This window comes from Sphingosinicella sp. SM1-17 (assembly GCF_056821765.1).
Genome location: NZ_JBPDIO010000001.1, coordinates 1,308,203 through 1,327,009, shown reverse-complemented (window position 1 = coordinate 1,327,009; position 18,807 = coordinate 1,308,203). Strand labels below are relative to the sequence as shown.

General features: G+C 65.5%; 20 protein-coding genes. 9 read left to right on the top strand and 11 right to left on the bottom strand.

Going from position 1 to position 18,807, the window contains the following annotated elements:
- Positions 1-69: 69 nt before the first annotated feature.
- The gene (locus ACRYLT_RS06695) at positions 70-1,062 is read left to right on the top strand and encodes an isoaspartyl peptidase/L-asparaginase family protein (protein ID WP_482665413.1); all 993 of its coding nucleotides are present in this window, start codon (positions 70-72) and stop codon (positions 1,060-1,062) included.
- Between the two features lie 16 nt (positions 1,063-1,078).
- Complete coding sequence (locus tag ACRYLT_RS06690; RefSeq protein WP_482665412.1) at positions 1,079-1,918, top strand: S1/P1 nuclease; 840 nt, start codon at positions 1,079-1,081, stop codon at positions 1,916-1,918.
- Here the strand turns inward: ACRYLT_RS06690 and pal are convergent, their stop codons facing one another.
- From pal to ruvB, 8 genes are all read right to left on the bottom strand, one after another.
- Positions 1,919-2,440, bottom strand: a complete 522-nt coding sequence (gene pal, locus ACRYLT_RS06685) for a peptidoglycan-associated lipoprotein Pal (RefSeq protein WP_482663317.1) — start codon at positions 2,438-2,440, stop codon at positions 1,919-1,921.
- A gap of 34 nt (positions 2,441-2,474) precedes the next feature.
- Positions 2,475-3,815: a Tol-Pal system beta propeller repeat protein TolB gene (tolB, locus tag ACRYLT_RS06680; protein ID WP_482665411.1), complete on the bottom strand. Its 1,341-nt coding sequence runs from the start codon at positions 3,813-3,815 to the stop codon at positions 2,475-2,477.
- Between the two features lie 17 nt (positions 3,816-3,832).
- Complete coding sequence (locus tag ACRYLT_RS06675) at positions 3,833-4,681, bottom strand: cell envelope biogenesis protein TolA (protein ID WP_482663316.1); 849 nt, start codon at positions 4,679-4,681, stop codon at positions 3,833-3,835.
- Positions 4,681-5,124, bottom strand: a complete 444-nt coding sequence (tolR, locus tag ACRYLT_RS06670; protein ID WP_482663315.1) for a protein TolR — start codon at positions 5,122-5,124, stop codon at positions 4,681-4,683. The genes ACRYLT_RS06675 and tolR overlap by 1 nt, the downstream gene beginning before the upstream one ends.
- A gap of 3 nt (positions 5,125-5,127) precedes the next feature.
- On the bottom strand, positions 5,128-5,811 hold the full coding sequence (gene tolQ / locus ACRYLT_RS06665; protein ID WP_482665410.1) for a protein TolQ: 684 nt from the start codon (positions 5,809-5,811) through the stop codon (positions 5,128-5,130).
- A gap of 14 nt (positions 5,812-5,825) precedes the next feature.
- The gene (gene ybgC, locus ACRYLT_RS06660; protein WP_482665409.1) at positions 5,826-6,260 is read right to left on the bottom strand and encodes a tol-pal system-associated acyl-CoA thioesterase; all 435 of its coding nucleotides are present in this window, start codon (positions 6,258-6,260) and stop codon (positions 5,826-5,828) included.
- Between the two features lie 95 nt (positions 6,261-6,355).
- The gene (locus tag ACRYLT_RS06655; RefSeq protein ID WP_482663314.1) at positions 6,356-7,522 is read right to left on the bottom strand and encodes a DUF3089 domain-containing protein; all 1,167 of its coding nucleotides are present in this window, start codon (positions 7,520-7,522) and stop codon (positions 6,356-6,358) included.
- A gap of 11 nt (positions 7,523-7,533) precedes the next feature.
- On the bottom strand, positions 7,534-8,559 hold the full coding sequence (ruvB, locus tag ACRYLT_RS06650) for a Holliday junction branch migration DNA helicase RuvB (RefSeq protein ID WP_482663313.1): 1,026 nt from the start codon (positions 8,557-8,559) through the stop codon (positions 7,534-7,536).
- Between the two features lie 79 nt (positions 8,560-8,638).
- Here ruvB and ACRYLT_RS06645 point away from each other — a divergent pair, with 79 nt between their 5' ends.
- The 3 genes from ACRYLT_RS06645 to ACRYLT_RS06635 all read left to right on the top strand — a co-directional run bounded on the left by ACRYLT_RS06645 (position 8,639) and on the right by ACRYLT_RS06635 (position 11,580).
- The gene (locus ACRYLT_RS06645) at positions 8,639-9,577 is read left to right on the top strand and encodes a radical SAM protein (protein WP_482663312.1); all 939 of its coding nucleotides are present in this window, start codon (positions 8,639-8,641) and stop codon (positions 9,575-9,577) included.
- Positions 9,578-9,742: 165 nt separating this feature from the next.
- Positions 9,743-10,645 carry an iron-containing redox enzyme family protein gene (locus ACRYLT_RS06640; RefSeq protein WP_482663311.1) on the top strand — a complete coding sequence of 301 codons (903 nt, stop codon included), beginning with the start codon at positions 9,743-9,745 and terminating at the stop codon, positions 10,643-10,645.
- Positions 10,630-11,580: a methyltransferase gene (locus tag ACRYLT_RS06635; protein WP_482663310.1), complete on the top strand. Its 951-nt coding sequence runs from the start codon at positions 10,630-10,632 to the stop codon at positions 11,578-11,580. Before ACRYLT_RS06640 ends, ACRYLT_RS06635 begins: the two co-directional genes overlap by 16 nt.
- A gap of 29 nt (positions 11,581-11,609) precedes the next feature.
- On the opposite strand, the gene ruvA is transcribed toward ACRYLT_RS06635, so the two are convergent.
- The 3 genes from ruvA to ACRYLT_RS06620 all read right to left on the bottom strand — a co-directional run bounded on the left by ruvA (position 11,610) and on the right by ACRYLT_RS06620 (position 13,489).
- A complete protein-coding gene (gene ruvA / locus ACRYLT_RS06630) occupies positions 11,610-12,209 on the bottom strand; it encodes a Holliday junction branch migration protein RuvA (protein ID WP_482663309.1) in 600 nt (199 codons plus the stop codon).
- Positions 12,206-12,700 carry a crossover junction endodeoxyribonuclease RuvC gene (gene ruvC, locus ACRYLT_RS06625; RefSeq protein ID WP_482663308.1) on the bottom strand — a complete coding sequence of 165 codons (495 nt, stop codon included), beginning with the start codon at positions 12,698-12,700 and terminating at the stop codon, positions 12,206-12,208. The genes ruvA and ruvC overlap by 4 nt, the downstream gene beginning before the upstream one ends.
- 192 nt (positions 12,701-12,892) lie before the next feature.
- Positions 12,893-13,489 carry a helix-turn-helix transcriptional regulator gene (locus ACRYLT_RS06620; protein ID WP_482663307.1) on the bottom strand — a complete coding sequence of 199 codons (597 nt, stop codon included), beginning with the start codon at positions 13,487-13,489 and terminating at the stop codon, positions 12,893-12,895.
- 371 nt (positions 13,490-13,860) lie between these two features.
- On the opposite strand from ACRYLT_RS06620, the gene ACRYLT_RS06615 reads away from it, so the two are divergent.
- The 4 genes from ACRYLT_RS06615 (at position 13,861) to ACRYLT_RS06600 (ending at position 18,805) form a co-directional block, all read left to right on the top strand.
- Positions 13,861-14,388, top strand: a complete 528-nt coding sequence (locus tag ACRYLT_RS06615; RefSeq protein WP_482663306.1) for a hypothetical protein — start codon at positions 13,861-13,863, stop codon at positions 14,386-14,388.
- A 101-nt stretch (positions 14,389-14,489) separates the two neighbouring features.
- Complete coding sequence (locus ACRYLT_RS06610) at positions 14,490-15,266, top strand: hypothetical protein (protein ID WP_482663305.1); 777 nt, start codon at positions 14,490-14,492, stop codon at positions 15,264-15,266.
- 111 nt (positions 15,267-15,377) lie between these two features.
- Positions 15,378-16,190: a fimbrial biogenesis chaperone gene (locus ACRYLT_RS06605; protein ID WP_482663304.1), complete on the top strand. Its 813-nt coding sequence runs from the start codon at positions 15,378-15,380 to the stop codon at positions 16,188-16,190.
- A complete protein-coding gene (locus tag ACRYLT_RS06600; protein ID WP_482663303.1) occupies positions 16,187-18,805 on the top strand; it encodes a fimbria/pilus outer membrane usher protein in 2,619 nt (872 codons plus the stop codon). Before ACRYLT_RS06605 ends, ACRYLT_RS06600 begins: the two co-directional genes overlap by 4 nt.
- Positions 18,806-18,807: the final 2 nt, after the last annotated feature.

Here is an 18,807-nt window from a genome sequence, read left to right as displayed (position 1 = left end):
GCTATTGGGCCGCGCGGAGAAGGAGAGGATGCCATGCGTTTCCTGCCGCTGCTGATTGGAGCCTTGCTGATGAATCCCGCCGCTCAAGCCGCCGAGCCCGCCTCCAGTGGAGAGAGACCCAGCTGGCGACTGGTCATCCATGGCGGAGCCGGAGTGATCGAGCGCGACCGGCTCACGCCGGACCAGGATCGGGAGATCAGGGCGGCGCTCGACCGGGCGCTCGAGGCCGGATCGGCAGTGCTCGCCGGCGGGGGCAATGCGCTGGACGCGGTTGAAGCGACGGCCCGGGTGCTCGAGGACGATCCGAACTTCAACGCCGGCCGCGGGTCGGTTTTCACCTACCAGGGAACGATCGAGATGGACGCCTCGATCATGGATGGGCGCAATCGCGCCGCCGGCGCGGTGACCGGAGTCACCGCGACTCGCAATCCGATCCGTCTCGCACGGGCCGTGATGGAAGACAGCCCCCATGTCTTCCTCAGCCGCGAAGGGGCCGACGAATTCTCCCGTTTGCAGGGTCTGGAGCAGGCGCCGCCCGAATATTTCCAGACTCCCGAGCGGCGGCGCCAGCTCGAGGAGCTTCGCTCCCGCCCGAGCGCCGAATATTTCGACGAAGACCTGAAATATGGCACCGTCGGCGCCGTGGCGCTCGACAGCCATGGCCATGTCGCCGCCGCCACCTCCACCGGCGGCCTCACCGGCAAGCGCTGGGGCCGGATCGGCGATTCGCCGATCATCGGCGCCGGCACCTATGCCGATGACCGGGCCTGCGCCGTCTCCGCCACGGGAGCGGGTGAATATTTCATCCGGGTCGGAGTGGCTCACGAAATCTGCGCCCGGATCCGCCAGGGTGACACGGCGCAGTCGGCCGCCGACGCGGTGATGGCCGAAGTCCGGGCGCTGGGAGGAACCGGCGGGGTGATCGTCGTCACGCCGCGCGGCGAAGGCGTCTACAGCTTCAACACGCCGGGAATGTATCGCGGACAGGCTTCGCCCGAAGGCCGCTCGGTCGCCATCTATGGTGACGAAAGCCGGCCCGATTCCGGAAACAGCGGCTCCTGATCCCTGGCCCGCCGTGCTGCGCCGACTCTGCCTCTTCTTGGCGACCCTGCTTGCCCCGGCTCCGGCGGCGGCCTGGTGGGACTATGGGCACCAGACGATCGCCCGGATAGCGGAGGACAATGCCCGGCCGGAGACCCGCGCCCGGTTGAGACGGCTTCTCGCCCGCTCTCATCTGCTGGAAACGCCGACCTGTCCGGCCCGGACGATCGAGGAAGCCAGCGTCTGGGCCGATTGCATAAAGAGGCTGGACGATCGGTTCAGCTATGCGTCGACCTGGCATTATCAGAACATCAACATCTGCCGCCCCTTCGATCCCCGGAGCGCCTGCGCCGACGGCAATTGCGTGACGGCGCAGATCGAACGCAACGCCCGCTTGCTCGCCGACCGCACGCTTCCGGTTCGCGAGCGGATCATGGCTCTAGCCTTCCTCGTCCACCTCGTCGGTGACCTCCACCAGCCGCTCCACGTCGGCGACAAGGCGGATCTCGGCGGCAATCGGCAGGCCGTCTTCTACGGCTTGATTCCAAAGAACCTCCACCTCGTCTGGGACGGCTATCTCGCGGAACGGGGAATCTCGACGCCTCCGGCCGCAGCCGCAGGGATCCTGTCGGAGCTCGATGGAGGGGAGCGGTTCGCGATGCGCGAAGGCTCCGTCAGCGACTGGGCTCGGGAGAGCTGGGAAACGTCGCGCGAAGCCGCTTATGGGAGCCTGCTCGGCGATCCGTGCGGCGCGGCGGCGGCCGAGACGCCCGTCATCACCGAAGAGATGACAAGGCGGCTGATCCCGATCGTCCGCCGCCAGATCGCTCGCGGCGGCTTGCGCCTCGCCCGGATGCTGGACGAGGCGCTCGCCTGATCATTCAGGAAGGACGGTGACGGCCCGCCGGTTCTGCGCCCAGGCGGACTCGTTGGAGCCTTCCACCGCCGGGCGCTCCTTGCCCCAGCTGATCACCTGCATCCGGTTGGCCGCCACGCCGCGCGACTGAAGATAGTCGCGCGCCGCATTGGCCCTGCGGTCGCCGAGCGCCAGATTATATTCGCGCGTTCCACGCTCGTCGGCATGGCCTTCAATGGTGACCCGGACGTTGGGATAGCGATTGAGCCAGGCCGCCTGCGCATCGAGAATGGCGCGATCCTGGGCGTCCAGCGAATAGGAATCGAGCTCGAACAGAACCCGATCGGACGGGACGGTCTGAAGGAAGTCTGCGCGCGAGCCCGGCACCGCCGCCTGGCCGACCTGTCCGGACTGATCGCCATAAGGGTCCGAAGGCACGTTCGAGCTCGGCGGCTCCGGCGGAAGCTCGCGGGTTCGGCGCGCACAGCCGGCGGTCATGAGGGCGGCAGCGATCGCCACCATGCTGATCATCTTCGCGTTCATTCAGTCCTCCGTTGCAGATCTCTTGTGGACAGGTTCACGGCCGCAGCGGCGACCAGGCGGGATCGGAGCCGCCGAGCGGGGTCGGCACTCGGCGGGTCGTGCCGCTGGCGACATCGACATACCAGAGCTGTCCAGAGCCGAGCCCGCGCGTGTACATGATCGCGCGTCCGTTCGGCGCCCAGCTCGGCCCCTCGGCGCCGCCGCCGGTCAGGATGCGCTCGCCCGAACCGTCCGGCGCCATCACGCCGATCCGGAAACCGCTGGTCCGGGTGAAGGCGATGAGGTCGCCGCGCGGACTCCAGACCGGGGTGGCATAGCCGCCTCCGCCGAAGCTGATCCGGCGCTGGTTCGAACCGTCAGCGTTCATCACGTAGAGTTGCTGGCTGCCGCTTCGGTCGCTCTCGAACACGATCCGGCTTCCGTCCGGAGAATAGGAACCGCCGGTGTCGATTCCGGGCGCGTTGGTCAGCCGAACCGGAGTCCCGCCGCTCACCGGGGCCCGGTAGATGTCGGTGTTGCCGTTCACCGCCATGGAGAAGATGATGTAGCGGCTGTCCGGCGAATAACGCGGAGCAAAGGTCATGTAAGGCTGCTGGACGAGCGGCCGGGTCTGTCCCGAGTCGAGCTCGTACAGCATCACTCGCGGCCGATCGTCCTGGTAGGTCATGAAGACGATCGTCTGCTGGTTCGGAGCGAAGCGCGGAGTCAGCACCGTCCACTGGCCATTGGTCAGGAACCGATGGTTCGCCCCGTCATAATCCATGATGGCGAGCCGCTTGATCCGACGACGAGCCGGTCCGGTTTCGGAGACATAGACGATCCGAGTGTCGAAATAGGCGCCTTCGCCGGTGAGCCGCGAGAAGATGGTGTCGGCGCAGCGATGAGCGGCCCGTCGCCAGTCGCGCGGCTGAACGACAAAGCCTTCGCGAGTCAGCTCCGTCTGCGCGGCCGTGTCGTAAAGATAGCATCCTACGGTCAAGGAGCCGTTGGAATTGGCCTGGACGAAGCCCTGGACGACATTCTGGGCGCCAGTCGTCGAATAATAGGCAAAGTCCGGCGCCGTGACCTGCGGGAAGCTGACCGGCCGAAGGCCGCTTGGCCCGATCGGCGTGAAAAGGCCCGAATTGCGAAGATCGGCGGCGACGATTTCCGCGACCTGTCGACCCAACGCGCCGGTATTCCCGGCCGCCGTTTCGGTCGCCGCCGGGGTCGGCATGTAGGGAACGGCGATCGGCAGCGCAGCGCGCTGACCGCCGACGACGTCGACGACCAGCTGTCCAGAATCGTCGGCGGGTTGCGATTGATCCTGGGGAGTCTGGCTGATCCCGGCTGCACCCACCAGCAGCGCGGCGAAAGCAGCAAATAGCGAAGAAATGCGCACGCTCGTGTTCCTCATCCCGGTAGTCGATAGTTCATGGTGAAATTGCTCCAGCCCCTCGGCACGTCATAAAGTTCCTGGGGCAGCCCGCGCAGCGGCGAGCAGGCGACAAAGGCGGCGACGGCGATGTCGGCGACCCGCTGGGCGTAGCGCCGGTTTTCGTCGTCAAGACCGCGCTGCTGGCCCACCCGCGGCCGGGCCGCGAGCGAACCGTCGCGGTTGAGCCGCAAAATCACGGGGGTGACGATCCGTTCGGCACCGGGCCCGGGATGGACCTGCCGGTCGGCGCAGGGCTGTACCTGCCGAGCAATCGCCTGGGCGATGTCGGCCGCTGCCTGAGCGCTCATCGTCGCGGCGGGGGCGCCGCGCGACCGGGAGTTCGCATCCGAGCCGAGATTGCTGAGATCGAGGTCGGCAAGCCGCGATCCGCGCGTGGCGTCGCTCTGGTTGCGGCGGGCGGTTTCGGGACGACGTCGCGGGTCGTTGTTCGCGGGCCGCGAAGCGGCTTGCTTCGGGACGGGGCGCTCTGACGGCCGGCGCTGCGCCGGAGCCCGCTCGGCTGGCGCCGCTGTTTGCCGCTGCGTCGACGGAGCGGGCGCGGGTTCGGGCACAGGGGCTGCGACCATTTCCGGAGCGGCTTCCTCCGGTGGCCCCAGAGCTTCGGCCGCGGCGGGCGCCGCGGGCTCTGCGGACGGCTCAGGAGAAGCGGAGGTCAAGGCGACATTGTCGACGAACGACACTTCGATCGCCTTGCTGAGCGGCGGTGGGTTCGAGGTGGAGAACAGGCCAAGAGTCAGTATGGCGAGCAGCAGCCCGTGCCCCGCCACCGCAACACCCAGTCCTGTCGCCTCCGCCCGATCCATCACTGCCCCTCGTCGGCCGCCATGCTGACCAGGGCCACGCGCCTCAATCCGGCGCGATTGATCTCCCCCATCACCTGCATCACCCGGCCATAATCCAGTCCACGATCGGCCCTGAGGAAGATCCGGGGTCCTCCCTCCTCACGACTGGCCGCCGCAATCGACTGGAGCCGAGCGCCCAGCATCTCTTCGGGGACCTCGGCATCGTCGACGAAGACGGCGCCGCTTCGGTCGAGCGAGATCGCGATCGGCTCGCGATCCTGCTCGAGCGCCTCGGCCTTGCTTTCCGGAAGGTCGACCTGGACTCCGGTCGCCAGGAGCGGGGCCGTCACCATGAAGATGATCAGCAGCACCAGCATGACGTCGACCATCGGGGTGACGTTGATCTCCGCCATCGGCGTTCTTCGCCCGCGCCGACCGGGACCGAGGATTGGACCCATCGCCATGGCTCAGCCCTCGGCCTCCAGCTCGCGGCTCAAGGTTCCGTGGAAGCCGTCCGCGAAACGCTGGAGGCGCGCTTCCAACCGGTTGATCGAATGGCTGAACCGGTTGTAGGCGATCACCGCGGGAATGGCGGCGAACAGGCCGAGCGCCGTCGCGAACAGCGCTTCGGCGATACCCGGCGCAACGACGGCGAGGCTCGTATTCTGGGCTCCGGCAATGTCGGAGAAGCTCCGCATGATTCCCCAGACGGTACCGAACAAGCCGACAAACGGCGCCACCGAGCCGACGGTTGCAAGGATGTTGAGCCGGCCCGCCAGCCGGTCGGTTTCCGCCGCCACCGCGGAGTGCATCGCCACCGCCAGCCGCGAGCGCGTCCCCTCCTTGTCGATCGCCTTGCCGGCGGTGGAGCGGCGCCATTCGGCGATCCCGGCCGCAAGCACCTTGGCCGCGGGCAGATCGCCGCGCCCGCGCGATTCGTAGAAGCTGTCGATATCGCCCGCTTTCCAGAAATCCCGTTCGAAGGCCTCGCTCTCGCGAACCGCCTTGCGCATCCGCAGCCAGTGTCCGACGATGATCGCCCAGGTCCAGATGCTGGCGAGCAGTAGCCCCACCATCACCACTTTCACGACGATATCCGCCTGCATGAACAAGGCGACGGGCGACATCAGATTCTCGGTCGCGCCGTGCATTTCCAGAGCTGCCACTATTTCCCTTCCTCCGTGAGCCGCTTGAACCGTTCCAGCCAGGCGCGCGGCTGCCTTCTCGGCCGCCCATCGGCAATGAAGGCGGCCCGGATCGTCGCGTCGGCGAGGATTTCATCCCTGCGCATGACTCGCTGATGAATGACGCAACTTGCCGCACGCACCTCGCGCACCTCGCTCAGGACCAGCAAGGCATCGTCGAGCCGGGCAGGCCGAACATATCGGATGTGAGCCTCGGCAACCACATAGACGCCGGCGCCGGAATCCAGCGATTGGCGCTGGTCGACGCCGACGAGCCGAAGCATGTCCGAGCGCGCCCGTTCCATGAACTTCAGATAGTTGGCGTAATAGACGATGCCGGCCGTATCGGTATCCTCGAAATAGACTCGAAGCGCGAAATGATGGGTCCTGCCGACGAAGGCGCCCTGATACGGCATGTCGAAGCGATCCGGCACGACTTCGCGCTTACCGGCACCGCTCCGGCGCGTGAACCCCACGGGCGCCGAGCAGGACGAACCGAGCCGATTCTGGGTTAAGGTCGACCATCGCTTGGAAAGGCGTCGCGTTGGCTCTCGATTGCGCTGAGCAGGTCGCCCATCGCGAGATTGATGTCGGCCAGGTGGAGCCCCCAGCCGGGTTGCACCTGGCCCGCAAGCACGACATCGCCGGGAATCTCGTCCGTTCGTGAATCGCCGGGATCCGCATCCACCGTGACGGCGAGATAGCCCAGCGCCCCCTCGTTGACGCAGGCTCCGCTGACCAGGCCCTCGGTGCGCAGGAAGGGTGTCGGCGGCGCGCCCTGCGACGACCATTGGATCTGGCTCTGGGTGCTGGTGACCGACGGTCCCGCATACCAATAGCTGTCGAGCGGCGCGCTTCCGCCGCCCAGCGCGGCAGGATTGGTGCACGCCACCGTCATCCCTGGCCCAAGTGCCCGTCCGAACATCGAAAGGGCAGGCGGCGGCGAGTCAGCCCGGAACGACACGTAGGTGATGACGCAGCCGGTCTGCCCTGGACGCGTACAAAGCGGGGTGCGAGCAAAGGTGCCGCCGGTCAGCTGCCCTTGCGGCACCTCGACGTTGAAGCCGATCAGGAGAGCGGAGAGCATCCGCTCGGCCGCGGCGCTGCCCTCGATCTCCGTCGCCAGCAGCCGCGACAGATGGAGCGTTCCCTGGGAATGGCCGATCAGAACGAAGGGGCGCCCCTGATTGTGATGGCGGAGATAGTGGCGCCAGGCATCGAGAACGTCGCGATAGGCCAGTTCCAGGCTGTCCGGGGGACGGGTGCTGCCCGAAGCCACGGCTCGCATCAGCGCGGCGAGAGTCGTCTGCCGGTAGATGGGCGCGAAGGGTCGGCAGAGGCTGGCGAAGCGGGCGAACTGGACGCTCGTCACGGCCCGTTCCTCGGCTCCCGCCTCCAGATCCGAATTGTCGCCGGGATCCCGGGAAATGGTCGGATAGACGTAGAAGCAGTCGATCGGCGGATTTTCGGCGGGCATGACCCGACCGACCGAACCGTAGCCGTTGGCGTTCAGCGCCGTCGTCGGGAGCGGCCCGCCGCAGGCATCGTCCGCGCGCCCCGGCAGGCAGAGCCAGCTTGCCTCGCTGGAATAATCGACCGGCTCCGGCGCCGCTTCGGACTGCGCCATCACCGGTGCGGGCGACAGCATCATCACCAGTGAAGCAAGCAACTTCTTCATTTTCCCTCCGCTCACTTGGCGTCGAACAGGCCGGATTGCGCGGTGCGCGGCGGCGTTATCCCTAGATGCTTCCAGCCAGGCCCGTTCAGGCACCGACCCCGTGCCGTCCGGGCGATCAGCCCAAGCTGGATCAGATAAGGCTCGATCACTTCCTCGATCGTGTCGCGCGGCTCGGACAGTCCCGCGGCAAGCGTTTCGACGCCAACGGGACCGCCCTTGTAGATGTCGGCGATCATGTGGAGGTAGCGCCGATCCATGGCGTCGAGCCCGAGATGATCGACTTCCATCCGGTTGAGGGCTCCGTCGGCGACCCTGGCGTCGACCTCGGCTTCGCCCGCCGATTGAGCGAAGTCGCGCACCCGGCGAAGCAGCCGCCCGGCGATCCGCGGCGTTCCGCGCGACCGCTTCGCCACCTCTCGGGCGCCATCTTCCGTCAGCACCAGACCGAGCAGCCGCGCCGCCCGGCGCACGACCTGCTCGAGTTCCTCGACCGAATAGAAGCTGAGCCGAACCGGGATCCCGAACCGGTCGCGAAGCGGAGTCGTGATCAGGCCCTGGCGGGTCGTCGCCCCCACCAGCGTGAATCGGGGCAAGTCGATCCGGACGGAGCGCGCCGACGGGCCTTCCCCGATCATCAGGTCGAGCACCCTATCCTCCATCGCCGGATAAAGGATCTCTTCGACCGAGGCATTGAGCCGATGGATTTCGTCGATGAACAGGACGTCGCCGTCCTCGAGATTGGTGAGGATTGCGGCGAGATCGCCCGACTTGGCGATCACTGGTCCGGAAGTAGCCCGGAATCCAACCCCCAGTTCGCGGGCGATGATCTGCGCCAGGGTCGTCTTGCCCAGCCCCGGCGGCCCGAAGAAGAGGACATGATCGAGCGCGTCGCCTCGGCTCTTGGCGGCTTGGATGAACACGCGCAGATTCTCGCGTGCGGCCTTCTGGCCGACAAATTCGTCGAGCGACTTGGGACGCAGCGCAGCGTCCAGATCCTCGGCTCGGCGTTCTGGGGTGGTGAGGCGGTCCGTGTCCACGACCCTGCTTTAGCGCAAGCGCCGGACCTGTCGAGCGTTGGCGCCTCGCCCGCTGAAGCGGCTGGCGCTATGATCGGCCATGGCCGGGATCACCCACGCCCAGATCGAGCCGACGACGCGCTGCAACTTCACCTGCGGTTTCTGCGCCGGACGGGCGATGCCGCAGGGCGATCTCGACTGGGACCGCTTCATGCGTTTCCTCGATGCCCATCCGGACCTCGCCCACGTCGAGCTCCAGGGCGAAGGCGAGCCGATGCTCCACCCGCGCTTTTTCGACATGGTTGAGGCCTGCCGCGGGCGAGGGATTCGCGTCGGACTGATCACCAATGGAAGCCTTCTCGGCGCGGAAAGGGTCGAGCGCCTGCTCGGCGCCGGCCTCACCTCGATCCATGTCTCCATCGAGAGCAGCGATCCCCAACAGTTCCAGTCGATCCGCGGCGGCGCGTTCGCCAAGGTCCGCAACGGCATCGAGCGGCTCGTTAACCGACGCCGAACGCTTGGGTTGAAGGGACCAGCCGTCGGTTTCGCGGTGACCGTGCTTGCCGACACGCTTGCCACCGCACCCAACCTCCTTCGTCTGTATTCGGAGCTCGGGCTGGACGGCGGAATCGTCGCCCAGCCGCTTCAGACGATGCCGGCCTATCGGCGGCACTATCGCCCCGCAATGGCCGCGCAGATGCTTTCGCCCGCGATGCGCGTCCAATTTTCGGAGCTGCGCCGGCTTTTCGCTCGCGAAGCGCCCGTGCAGAAGCGTGACCATTTCTTCTATTTCTCGCTGTTCGCCGGCTTCGATGGCCGTTCCTGCCCCTGGCTGGAGCGCGGCGCCTATCTGGGCCGGGACGGGCAGGTTACTGGCTGCTGCTTCATGAAGGACGGATCACTGGGGCCGCTGGACCAACCCGCCCTTGTCCAGTCGCGCCGGTCCGAGCTTCGCCAGGCGCTGAACGCCGGCCGGGTGCCGCGCGCCTGCGAGGGCTGTTCCACCGCCGCTGCGGTGGCCGCCCGCCATCGCGCCTGAGCGACCAAGCCGGAACAGGCCCCTGAGCCGGCCAGGTTTTTGCCGACCGGAGCGGTTTCCCGTTCAAGCGGAGAATGCCGCCCGAGCGACCGCACTTTTCGTCTGAGCGGGAACGATTCGGGGCCGAAAACGCTCTGCGCTTCGAGCACCACAACAGAGTATTCCATGGCGACCAAATATTTCGCGGACGCGCCGTCAGGCACGTCGCAGTTTCTGAACGACTCCTTCCAGCGCGGCCTCGCCGCATGGAACCGCCGGCGGCTGCAGCCCGCTTTCCCTGCCGACGACTGGACGAGACTGCAGGAGGAGGATTTCCGGATGCAGCGGCTCGAAGGCGCGTTCCTCGAGGAGCTGCGCCTCGCCGCCAGGGACCGGGCGGCCGAAGCGCCCACCGATGTGGACGACTTCATCGCCTGGTTCGAGGCGCTGAAGCAGGTCGGGCCCGGCCAGGGCGATCCGCTCTTCCCCTGGCTGGCGCAGGAGGCCACCATCGAGGATTTCCGCTATTTCCTTCGCCAGGAGGCGGCCGGGGAAGCGGGCTTCGAGGATCTGCTGGCCATGACCCAGGTCAAGGTTCCCGAATCCGCGAAGATGGAACTGGCGAACAATTATTGGGACGAGATGGGCCGCGGCAATCCGAAAGGCATGCACGGCCCGATGCTGACGGCGCTGACCGTCGAACTGGCGCTTGCGCCCAAGATCGATGACACGGTCTGGGAAAGCCTTGCGCTGGCCAATGCGATGACGGCGATGGCGACCAACCGGCGCTATGCCTGGCATTCGATCGGAGCGCTCGGAGCGATCGAGCTGACCGCACCGGGACGAAGCCGGGCGGTCGCGGACGGGCTGAGGCGGCTCGGTCTCGGCGGCAAGGCACGACGCTATTTCGAGCTTCACGCCACTCTGGACCTGCGGCACAGCGCCGACTGGAATGCAAAAGTGATCGCGCCGCTCGTCGCTGAAGATCCGCGGCGCGCCACCGCAATGGCCGAAGGCGCGCTGATCCGGTTGCAGGCGGGCGAACGCTGCTTCCAGCGATATCGCAAAGAACTTTGGAGCAAGCCGTAACCGCGTTCAGCCTCGCGCAGACCGCTGCGCTTCGCCTGCTCCAGTGGCTCGACGAGCAGGACTATGCCTTCACTCCGGTGACGCCCGCGACGCATCGGCGAGTCGTCGCTCGACCGGCCATGGCAAAGGCGCGGGACCTTCGGGGCGTGTTCGGCTGGAACTTGCCGTTCGAAGAGCAAGTCTTCACGGGGGAATTGTTCGAAACTCTGCGCGACGGCGAGCTGGTGGAGCGGAACGGCGGATTGTGGCGAAGCCGCGTTCGGGTCTCGCGCGTTTGCGACCGCTTGTTTGTCCATTCCGCTTATCCGACCGACAGCGAGGACAGCGTCTTCCTCGGTCCGGACTCGGTGCGTTTCTGTCGGTTTCTGAAGCGTCACCTGAGCGAAGCCAGTTCCGCACGCCGTCTCGTCGATGTCGGGTCAGGTGCCGGGGTGGGCGGTATCGTCGCGAGTGGCCTTCTGCCCGAAGCAGGAATCGAACTGGCCGACACGAACAGGAGCGCCCTCGACCTCGCGCGGGTCAACGCCGCACATCACCGGATGTCGGTGCAGGTCCTGACCAGTGACGGGCTCGAGCAGGTTCGAGAAGGCTTCGACGTTGCCATCATGAACCCGCCCTTCATCGCCGATCAGGACGGACCCGCTTACCGGGCCGGCGGCGGCCGACTGGGCGGTGAGCTGTCGCTACGATGGGCGTTGGATGCGGCGGCGAAGCTCGCACCCGGCGGCCGAGCGATCCTTTATACCGGAAGCGCGATCGTCGAGGGCCGTGACGAGATCCGCGCGACGCTCCAAGCCGAGCTGCCGGCGCTCGGCTGCACCCTGGAATATGTCGAGATCGACTCGGACATTTTCGGCGAGGAACTGGAGAAGTCTGCTTATCGGAAAGTGGAACGGATCGCTGCGGTCGGGGCCGTCATCGACAAGGCCGCTTGAAGAGGCGGTTGTGGCCCGTCGGTCGGGGCCTAGCGCGCGGCCTTCTTGAGGGCGGCGCGAACAAGGGCGTCGAGGCTTGATTCCGGTCCCAGTTCGGCCTCCGCTCTGGCCACGGCGGCGGCGGCTTCGGCGGGCCGGAAGCCGAGATTCTGCAGGGCCGAAACCGCGTCCTGGGCGTGGGAGCCGGCCGAAAGGGGGGCGGCGGCGCCCGTTGGCCCGAGCGCGACCCCGCCCGCTTTGTCCTTGAGCTCGTTGACGATTCGCTGGGCGAGCTTGGGACCCACGCCCTGGGCACGGCTGATCGTGCGGCTGTCCCCGCTCGCAACCGCGCCATGAAGCTCGTCGCCTGACAGAGCGGAAAGAATGGCCAGCGCGACTCGCGCGCCCACGCCCTGAACCGACGTCAGAAGCCTGAACCAGTCGCGTTCCGCCGCCGTCGAGAAGCCGACCAGCCGGATCGAATCGTCGGACACGAGCATTTCGGTGTGGAGCACCACTTCGTTTCCGATGGCGCCGAGACCGGAAAGCGTCCGACTGGACGCCGAAACCAGATAGCCGACGCCCTGAACGTCGATCACCGCATGATCGGCGCCGAAGCTGTCGAGCAGTCCGCGCAGCCGGGCGATCATGCCGCGGCTCCGATCGTCCGGCGGCTGGCGAGATGGTGGGCATGAGTGACCGCAACCGCGAGAGCATCGGCCGCGTCCGCTCCGGCGATCTTCACGCCCGGCAGCAGCCGCTGCAGCATGGCATGGACCTGGGACTTCTCGGCGCCACCGACACCGACCACCGCCTTCTTGACGAGCCGCGGCGCATATTCGCCGACTTCGATGCCGCGGCGGGCAGCGACCAGCAGGACGACTCCCCTCGCCTGTCCGAGCTTCAACGTGGATTGCGGATTCTCGTTGAGAAACACTTCCTCGACAGCGGCCGCTTCCGGCCGGTGTTCGTCGAGAACCTGTCCGAGCGCTGCCTCGAGCCGAACCAGCCGGGCCGGCAGAGCAAGTTTCGGATCGGTCCGGACCTGGCCATTGCCGAGGTGCCGAAGCCGGTTGCCTTCAGCGGCAATCAGTCCCCAGCCGGTGCAGCCGAGGCCGGGATCGAGGCCGAGGATGATCAAGCGCCTGCTCCTCCCGGCGGAACGATGCGCGCGAACGCCGACGGGGCCGGAACGGGACAGGCCGGCGCGAAGCGGGGTCGAGTGAGAATGTTCGGCACGCGGCCATATTGTCGCGTGAAGCGGCTGGTGGGAAGCATTGGCGGAGAATTGCGGCCGCCGCCCTCCATTTCCGCAGCGACTTGGGACCCCGTGCTAGATCCTGAACGGCTGGGTCTTGAAGAAAAGCTGCTCGCGCGAGCGGACGTCGAGCTTGGCGTAGATGCTGCGAATATGCGAGCGGATCGTGTCGATCGACACGCCATAGCGTTCCGCAAGGGCATCGGCCTCCTGGCCGGAGAGCATGGCGAGCAGCACCTTGTGCTCGGTCGCGGTCAGCCCGAAGGCGGTTGCAAGGTCGCGATACTCGACCTTGAAGGTGGCGCCCAGCAGGCTGAAGGAGATGCCATAGACCGGCGCGGTCCAGCCGATGCGCTGCGCCCGCACGAGGACGGGATCGCGACCTTCCGGGGCCGTAAGGTACAAGGTAGCGAGCACCTCCTCGCATCCCAGAATGAAGCGTTCGAGCTTCAGTTGCTGCGACGGATCAAGCGTTGAAAGGATCCCGCAGCGTTCCTCCAGCCCTTCGCGCCGCTTCAGCGCCTCCTGGGCGCAGGGGTTCGACCAGCGGATCGTCAGAGTGTCGTCGACCATCAGCATCGGCTGGGTTGCCTGAGCCAGCCAGGCCAGCGCGGCTTCTTCCGGCCGGCACGGCAACAGCGAGCCGCGGCGCTGCGACCGAATCGCATGCATTTGAAAACCCCCCGGTGGAACCTAACCGAATCACCGGGGCCCACGGCGGGTCGGGATATGGCATTTTCCCCGGCTTTGCAAAGACTGCGCTAACCTTTCTGAACCACCGGACTTCGATTGAGGAAACGTTTAGACGTCGCCTTGAATCGGGTAACAATCGCCGGCTTTCTGTGCCGAAACGGGAACCAGGAGCCGAAAGCCTCCGGTTCCTAAGCTTATCCTCAATATTGGGGATGCAGTAGAACCCGCAATCGCCTTAACCCTTTGTTTACTTTCGAGGAGCGAGTCACGGGCTGCGTCCGGCTTTTCCTCGAATGAATCCAGCCGGCTCTTTGGGAGCCGAGCAAAAGGGATTTTGGGGGGAAAGGCTGATGCGCTGGGGACTGGCGGCTTGCGCCGCATTAGGTGTCGCCGCGCCGACCGAGGCGGCGGATATCGAGAATGTGCGAACACTCGAGCTCGCCGTTCAGGGCAGGATCACCGAGCGTTGCCAGATGGGAAGCATCGGCAACATGAACTTCGGTGACCTCACCCGTCCGGGGTTGAACGCTCAAGCGCAGGTTTCGCTGAGCTGCAACATTCCCTTCAGCATGAACATCCGGGCTCAGAATGGCGGGCTGACGCACAGTCAGATGCCTTCGGGCCAGGGGTCCTATTCCGGTTCACTTCCTTACCGGATCGGGATCGCCATGCCGATTCGCCGTCCTCAGGGCGCCATCGTCGCCCGCTCGTTCGAGAGCCACCAGCTCCGGGGGGCCGGCGCCACCATCTCCAGCGAAGGCGGCATCGCCGTGGACGGGCTCGCACTGAGCGTGTCGCTCGGCCGGCCTTCGGGAGAAGCCGGTCTTCTGGCCGGCCAGTACGGGGAGACGATCGAAATAACGATCACGCCCAACTGAGTAAGGCGGCGGGTCTCCCCGCGCGCCTCATCTTGAAGTGCAAGTTGTTGAAAGCGTGGCCTACGGCAATTCCGCCCGAGGCCGCTAATGGAGGAAAGAATATGAAGACTCTTCTTCGCGGCGCCGTTGCCGCCATTGCTCTGGTCGCCGTCGCCGGCACCGCTCAAGCTCAGACGAACCGTCGTGAGTACAACGTCGCCGGCGCCCAATTCACTTTCGTCAATCCAGGATTCCTCGACAGAGTAGCCATTGGTCTCTTAGACAACGGCTTCTTCGGCATTGGGGGTGTCAACAACGGCGTTGGCACGCGCTACGTCATCACGGCCGACGCTCCGGCGGACACCGTCACTGCGACGCCGTCGATCACGACGACGTTCCAGCTGAATGGCAGCGTCAACAAGGATTGCTCGCTCTATCTCGGCAACAGCGCCTCCTCGCGCAACGTCAATTTCGGAGTCATCGGTGTCCGCACCGGCGACAATGAGAATGTGTCGGACGCTTTCGAGATGGTCGGTCCGGCCACCGCCAACGTCAACAGCGCCACCGCGGGCTGCAACTTCAACAACACCCTGACGCTGAGCAAGGCGAACGGCTCCAGCGGCATGGTGAACGCCGCGGCTGGCGGTTACGACAACACCCAGTTCCAGGCGAACATTCCGTACAGCGTCACGGCTTCGTTCACCGGTGTTGCGGTGAACACCGTTGGAGCCGGCGGTACGCGGAACCTCGTCGTTACCCAGAATGACAATAGCGAGGCTCTGACCAGCGGCGCATGGCGTTCGGCCCTGAACCTGGCGATCAACGCCCCGGTCGCGGCGAATGCACTCGTCGCCGGCAACTATTCGGACACTCTGACCCTGACCCTCGCGGCTCAGTAAGTCGGACGAAGTTCCGAAGTTCCAAGACTCTGGAAGGGGAAAGAGAAATCTTTCCCCTTCCTTAGCTTTCCTCGGATAGCCGAAGCGCCGACTTCCAAGAGCGGGTGGGGTATGATCGCGTATAGCAACTTCCGGTGCGCCGTCCGGCGCACGGCCTTTTTCATTGTCGCCCTTGGGCTGATCGCCGCGGCAACCGTGGCTTACGCGATGCGCGTGTCGCCAATGGTGCTTGAGCTGGAATCGCGCGGAAGCCAGGCCGTAGGGCGGGTCGAAGTGCAGAACCTCAATCAGGGGAACCTTGCCTTCGAGACCCGGATCACCCGTCTCGAATATAATGAGGACGGAACGACACGCGAGACTCCGGCCGACGAGGACTTCCTGATCTTCCCGCCGCAAGGCGTCCTCCCTACCGGCGGCCGTCAGGTTGTGCGCGTGCAATGGGTCGGCAACCCGGAGCTCGCCGCTTCACAGGCCTATTATCTGTCCGTTGCCCAGCTTCCGGTTCCGCTCGAGCCGGGACAGGAAGATTCGGTCGGTGCCCAGGTACAGATCGTCTACAACATGAAGGCGCTGGTCGTCGTCGCTCCGCCGGGCGCGGAGCCGAACGTAACCGCTGAGAGCGCCCGCTCGATCGTCTACCGGCCGGCGCCTCCTCCGGGTTCCAGCGAAGAACAGCCGCAGCGCCCCGGGGTCGAGGTGATCCTTCGCAACACCGGACGCCGCCACGCGATGATGGCGGGGCTGACCTGGCACCTGATCGGCACCAATGCACAGGGTCAGACGGTTCGCCTCGAGATCAGTCCGGACGAGCTCAACCGCACCATCGGCACCGGCTATGTGCCCGCGCTCGGCCAGCGAACCTTCATCCTTCCAACCAACGAACTGTTCGGACCGCAGCCGATCAGGGTGACGTTCTCGCGGTGAGGGGCAGCTGGCTCTTCTGTACGGCGGCACTTCCCGCCCTTTTGACACCGACTCTTGCGCTTGCGCAGGCGACCGTGCCGCTGCCCTCTCAGGAGCGCCCCGGCGCAACGGGTGGCTCGCCTGCACAGGTTCCGCTGCCGCAAGGTGAGGATCGGGGGCCGCTCCCGCCCACTTCACCGGAACAGCAAGTCACCAGCCCGGCGTCGCCGCCCCTCGGGCCGCATGGCCGCCCCGACATCAATCCCTACGAGCGCGACATCGACATGACGGTGCCGCTCACCTACCGCAACCGCAACCTCGGCGAGATTGAGGTACGGCTGACCTTCGACGATCGGCTGCTCGTCAATTCCGAGGCCTTCCTGCGCTTGATTCGCACGCAGTTGAATGATGAGGCCTTCGAACGTCTGTCGAGCCAACTCAGCGACCAGCGGCTATTCTCGTCCGAGGATCTCGAGCCGACCGGAGTGGCGCTGGAATATGATTCATCAAGCCTTTCGGTTGTCGTCCTTCGGATCGATCCCTCGCAACGCGCAGTCGAGCTTCTGTTCGCCCCTCCGCGGGACGACCAGCAGGACATCGATCTCCAACCGGCGGGCTTCTCTGCCTACCTGAACCTGAACCTGCTCCAGAGCTACTTCTGGGAAGCGTCGCGGCAGGATCCGCCGACCGTCAACCTCAACGGGGCTGTTCGGCTGGGAGGCGTCGTGTTCGAAGCCGACGGAGAATTCGGCCAGCAACTCGGATTCACCAGCGAGGAGTATAAGTTCGAGCGGAACTATGCTCGTCTCGTCTATGATCAGCCGCAGCACTTCCGCCGCTTCTATCTCGGCGATCTCACTCCGGAAATCCGCGGCCAGCAGAGCTTCATCCAGATGGGCGGCGTTGGCGTTGTCCGCCAACGCCGGCGGTTCAACGCCTTCCGGTCGGCGGTTCTTCAGGGCAATCGCCAGCTCGTGCTTTCGCGCGACTCGACAGTCCGCGTTCTTCGCAATGGCGTCTTGTACCGCGAACTGCGCCTGGACGCCGGCAGCTATGACTTCAGTGCGCTTCCGCTGCTTACCGGAAGCAACGACGTCCAGATCGAGATCCGGGACAGCTCGGGGGCGGTCCAGAGCCTCAACTATCAGGCCTATCTCGATCCGATCGACCTCGATCCCGGCGATTATGAATATGGGGCCTATCTCGGTCCCACCAGCCGAACTTTCGGCCGCTCTCCTGAATATGGTGGACCGCTGGCTTTCACGGGCTTCTATCGGAAGGCGTTCTTCAATCGACCAGCCATCGGCATCGGGCTCCAGGCCAGCGAAGCCGTCCAGACCCTCACCGGACAAAGTCAGTTCCTGATCGGAAGCGGCTCCCGTGTCCTCATTGACGCTGGTGTCAGCAACGCGAAGGCAGTCGGCCGCGGTTTCTCTGTCGGGCTCGCCTATGACCAGATTATCGAGCGCGCCGGCCTTGTCGACAATCTCACCGTCCGAGCCGATTACGTTTCGGAAAACTACGCCACTCTGGGCAACTTTCAGGGCCTGAATTCGACTCAATGGTCAATCAGCGGCCAGTATTCGCGCTCGGTGAACACGAGATTCACGGTGCTCGCCGGAGGATCGTACATTGCCGGCCGCAATGGCACAGGCGACAGCTATCGGCTGAGCGCCTCGGCCTATTACCGAATTTCCGACCGATGGCTCCTTCGGGGCGGCGTGGACTATGCCGATTTCGCCACGGACTTTGCTCGCGGATCGGGTCTCGGCTTCAGCGTCTCGATCGTTTGGCAGCCAAGCTACAGACGCCGTGCCGAGCTGCGCCATGAGAGTGCGTTCGAAACTACGGAGCTGTCTTATACGCAGACCGGGCTCAATGAACTCGGCAGCGTCGGGTTCGGCGGCGTTCTGACTCGCGAGGATGAGCAGGTGACCGGCCAAGCCTTCGCGGATTATGTCGGCAATCGCTTCGACGCAGGCATCAGCCATGCCAGCTTTGGGCGGAGCATCGGCAATTTCGGAGATCTCAATGTCACCACGATCAGGGTGGGTACGACCTTGGCGATCGCGGACGGCCAGTTCGCCGTTGGCCGACGAATCAGCGACAGCTTCATGATACTCTACCCACACGAAAATCTCGGTGGTCGAAGCGTGGTCGCCGGGCAGTCGCTGGCGAGAAACGACTATATCGGGCGCAGCGGTGCGCTGGGGGGAGCACTCAACAACTTCCTTACTTCCTATGTCACGCAGTCGGTTCAGTATGACGTCGAGGACGCTCCCACGGGTTACGACACAGGCGCGGGTGTCGTCCGGGTTCGGCCGCCCTATCGCAGCGGCTACGCTTATCGAATCGGCACCGACGCCTTCGTCAGCGCGGTCGGCACGCTCCAGCTGCCGGACGGTCGCCCCGTGTCGCTGGTCGGCGGCCGAGTGACTCTGCTCGGCGAAACAACCGGAGATCCATTGCCGTTCTTCACCAATTCTGCCGGCCGTTTCGCGATTGCCAACCTGCTCCCGGGTCGCCGCTATCGGGTGGAGATCTATGGCATGGTGCAAACGTTCGAGTTCGAAACCCCGGCTGATACTGACGGGCTCGTCAATCTCAACACAATAGCTTTGCGGGCCAGCAACTGAGG

What these genes read in the sequence shown, in the direction of transcription:
- ACRYLT_RS06610 (WP_482663305.1), top strand. Translation starts at nt 14,490, where the DNA reads ATGAAGACTCTTCTTCGCGGCGCCGTTGCCGCCATTGCTCTGGTCGCC.
- tolR (WP_482663315.1), bottom strand. Translation starts at nt 5,124, where the DNA reads ATGGCGATGGGTCCAATCCTCGGTCCCGGTCGGCGCGGGCGAAGAACG.
- ruvA (WP_482663309.1), bottom strand. Translation starts at nt 12,209, where the DNA reads ATGATCGCCCGGCTGCGCGGACTGCTCGACAGCTTCGGCGCCGATCAT.
- ACRYLT_RS06640 (WP_482663311.1), top strand. Translation starts at nt 9,743, where the DNA reads ATGGCGACCAAATATTTCGCGGACGCGCCGTCAGGCACGTCGCAGTTT.
- pal (WP_482663317.1), bottom strand. Translation starts at nt 2,440, where the DNA reads ATGAACGCGAAGATGATCAGCATGGTGGCGATCGCTGCCGCCCTCATG.
- ACRYLT_RS06675 (WP_482663316.1), bottom strand. Translation starts at nt 4,681, where the DNA reads ATGGATCGGGCGGAGGCGACAGGACTGGGTGTTGCGGTGGCGGGGCAC.
- ACRYLT_RS06620 (WP_482663307.1), bottom strand. Translation starts at nt 13,489, where the DNA reads ATGCATGCGATTCGGTCGCAGCGCCGCGGCTCGCTGTTGCCGTGCCGG.
- ACRYLT_RS06615 (WP_482663306.1), top strand. Translation starts at nt 13,861, where the DNA reads ATGCGCTGGGGACTGGCGGCTTGCGCCGCATTAGGTGTCGCCGCGCCG.
- tolQ (WP_482665410.1), bottom strand. Translation starts at nt 5,811, where the DNA reads ATGCACGGCGCGACCGAGAATCTGATGTCGCCCGTCGCCTTGTTCATG.
- ACRYLT_RS06655 (WP_482663314.1), bottom strand. Translation starts at nt 7,522, where the DNA reads ATGAAGAAGTTGCTTGCTTCACTGGTGATGATGCTGTCGCCCGCACCG.
- ACRYLT_RS06645 (WP_482663312.1), top strand. Translation starts at nt 8,639, where the DNA reads ATGGCCGGGATCACCCACGCCCAGATCGAGCCGACGACGCGCTGCAAC.
- ACRYLT_RS06605 (WP_482663304.1), top strand. Translation starts at nt 15,378, where the DNA reads ATGATCGCGTATAGCAACTTCCGGTGCGCCGTCCGGCGCACGGCCTTT.
- ACRYLT_RS06695 (WP_482665413.1), top strand. Translation starts at nt 70, where the DNA reads ATGAATCCCGCCGCTCAAGCCGCCGAGCCCGCCTCCAGTGGAGAGAGA.
- ybgC (WP_482665409.1), bottom strand. Translation starts at nt 6,260, where the DNA reads ATGCCGTATCAGGGCGCCTTCGTCGGCAGGACCCATCATTTCGCGCTT.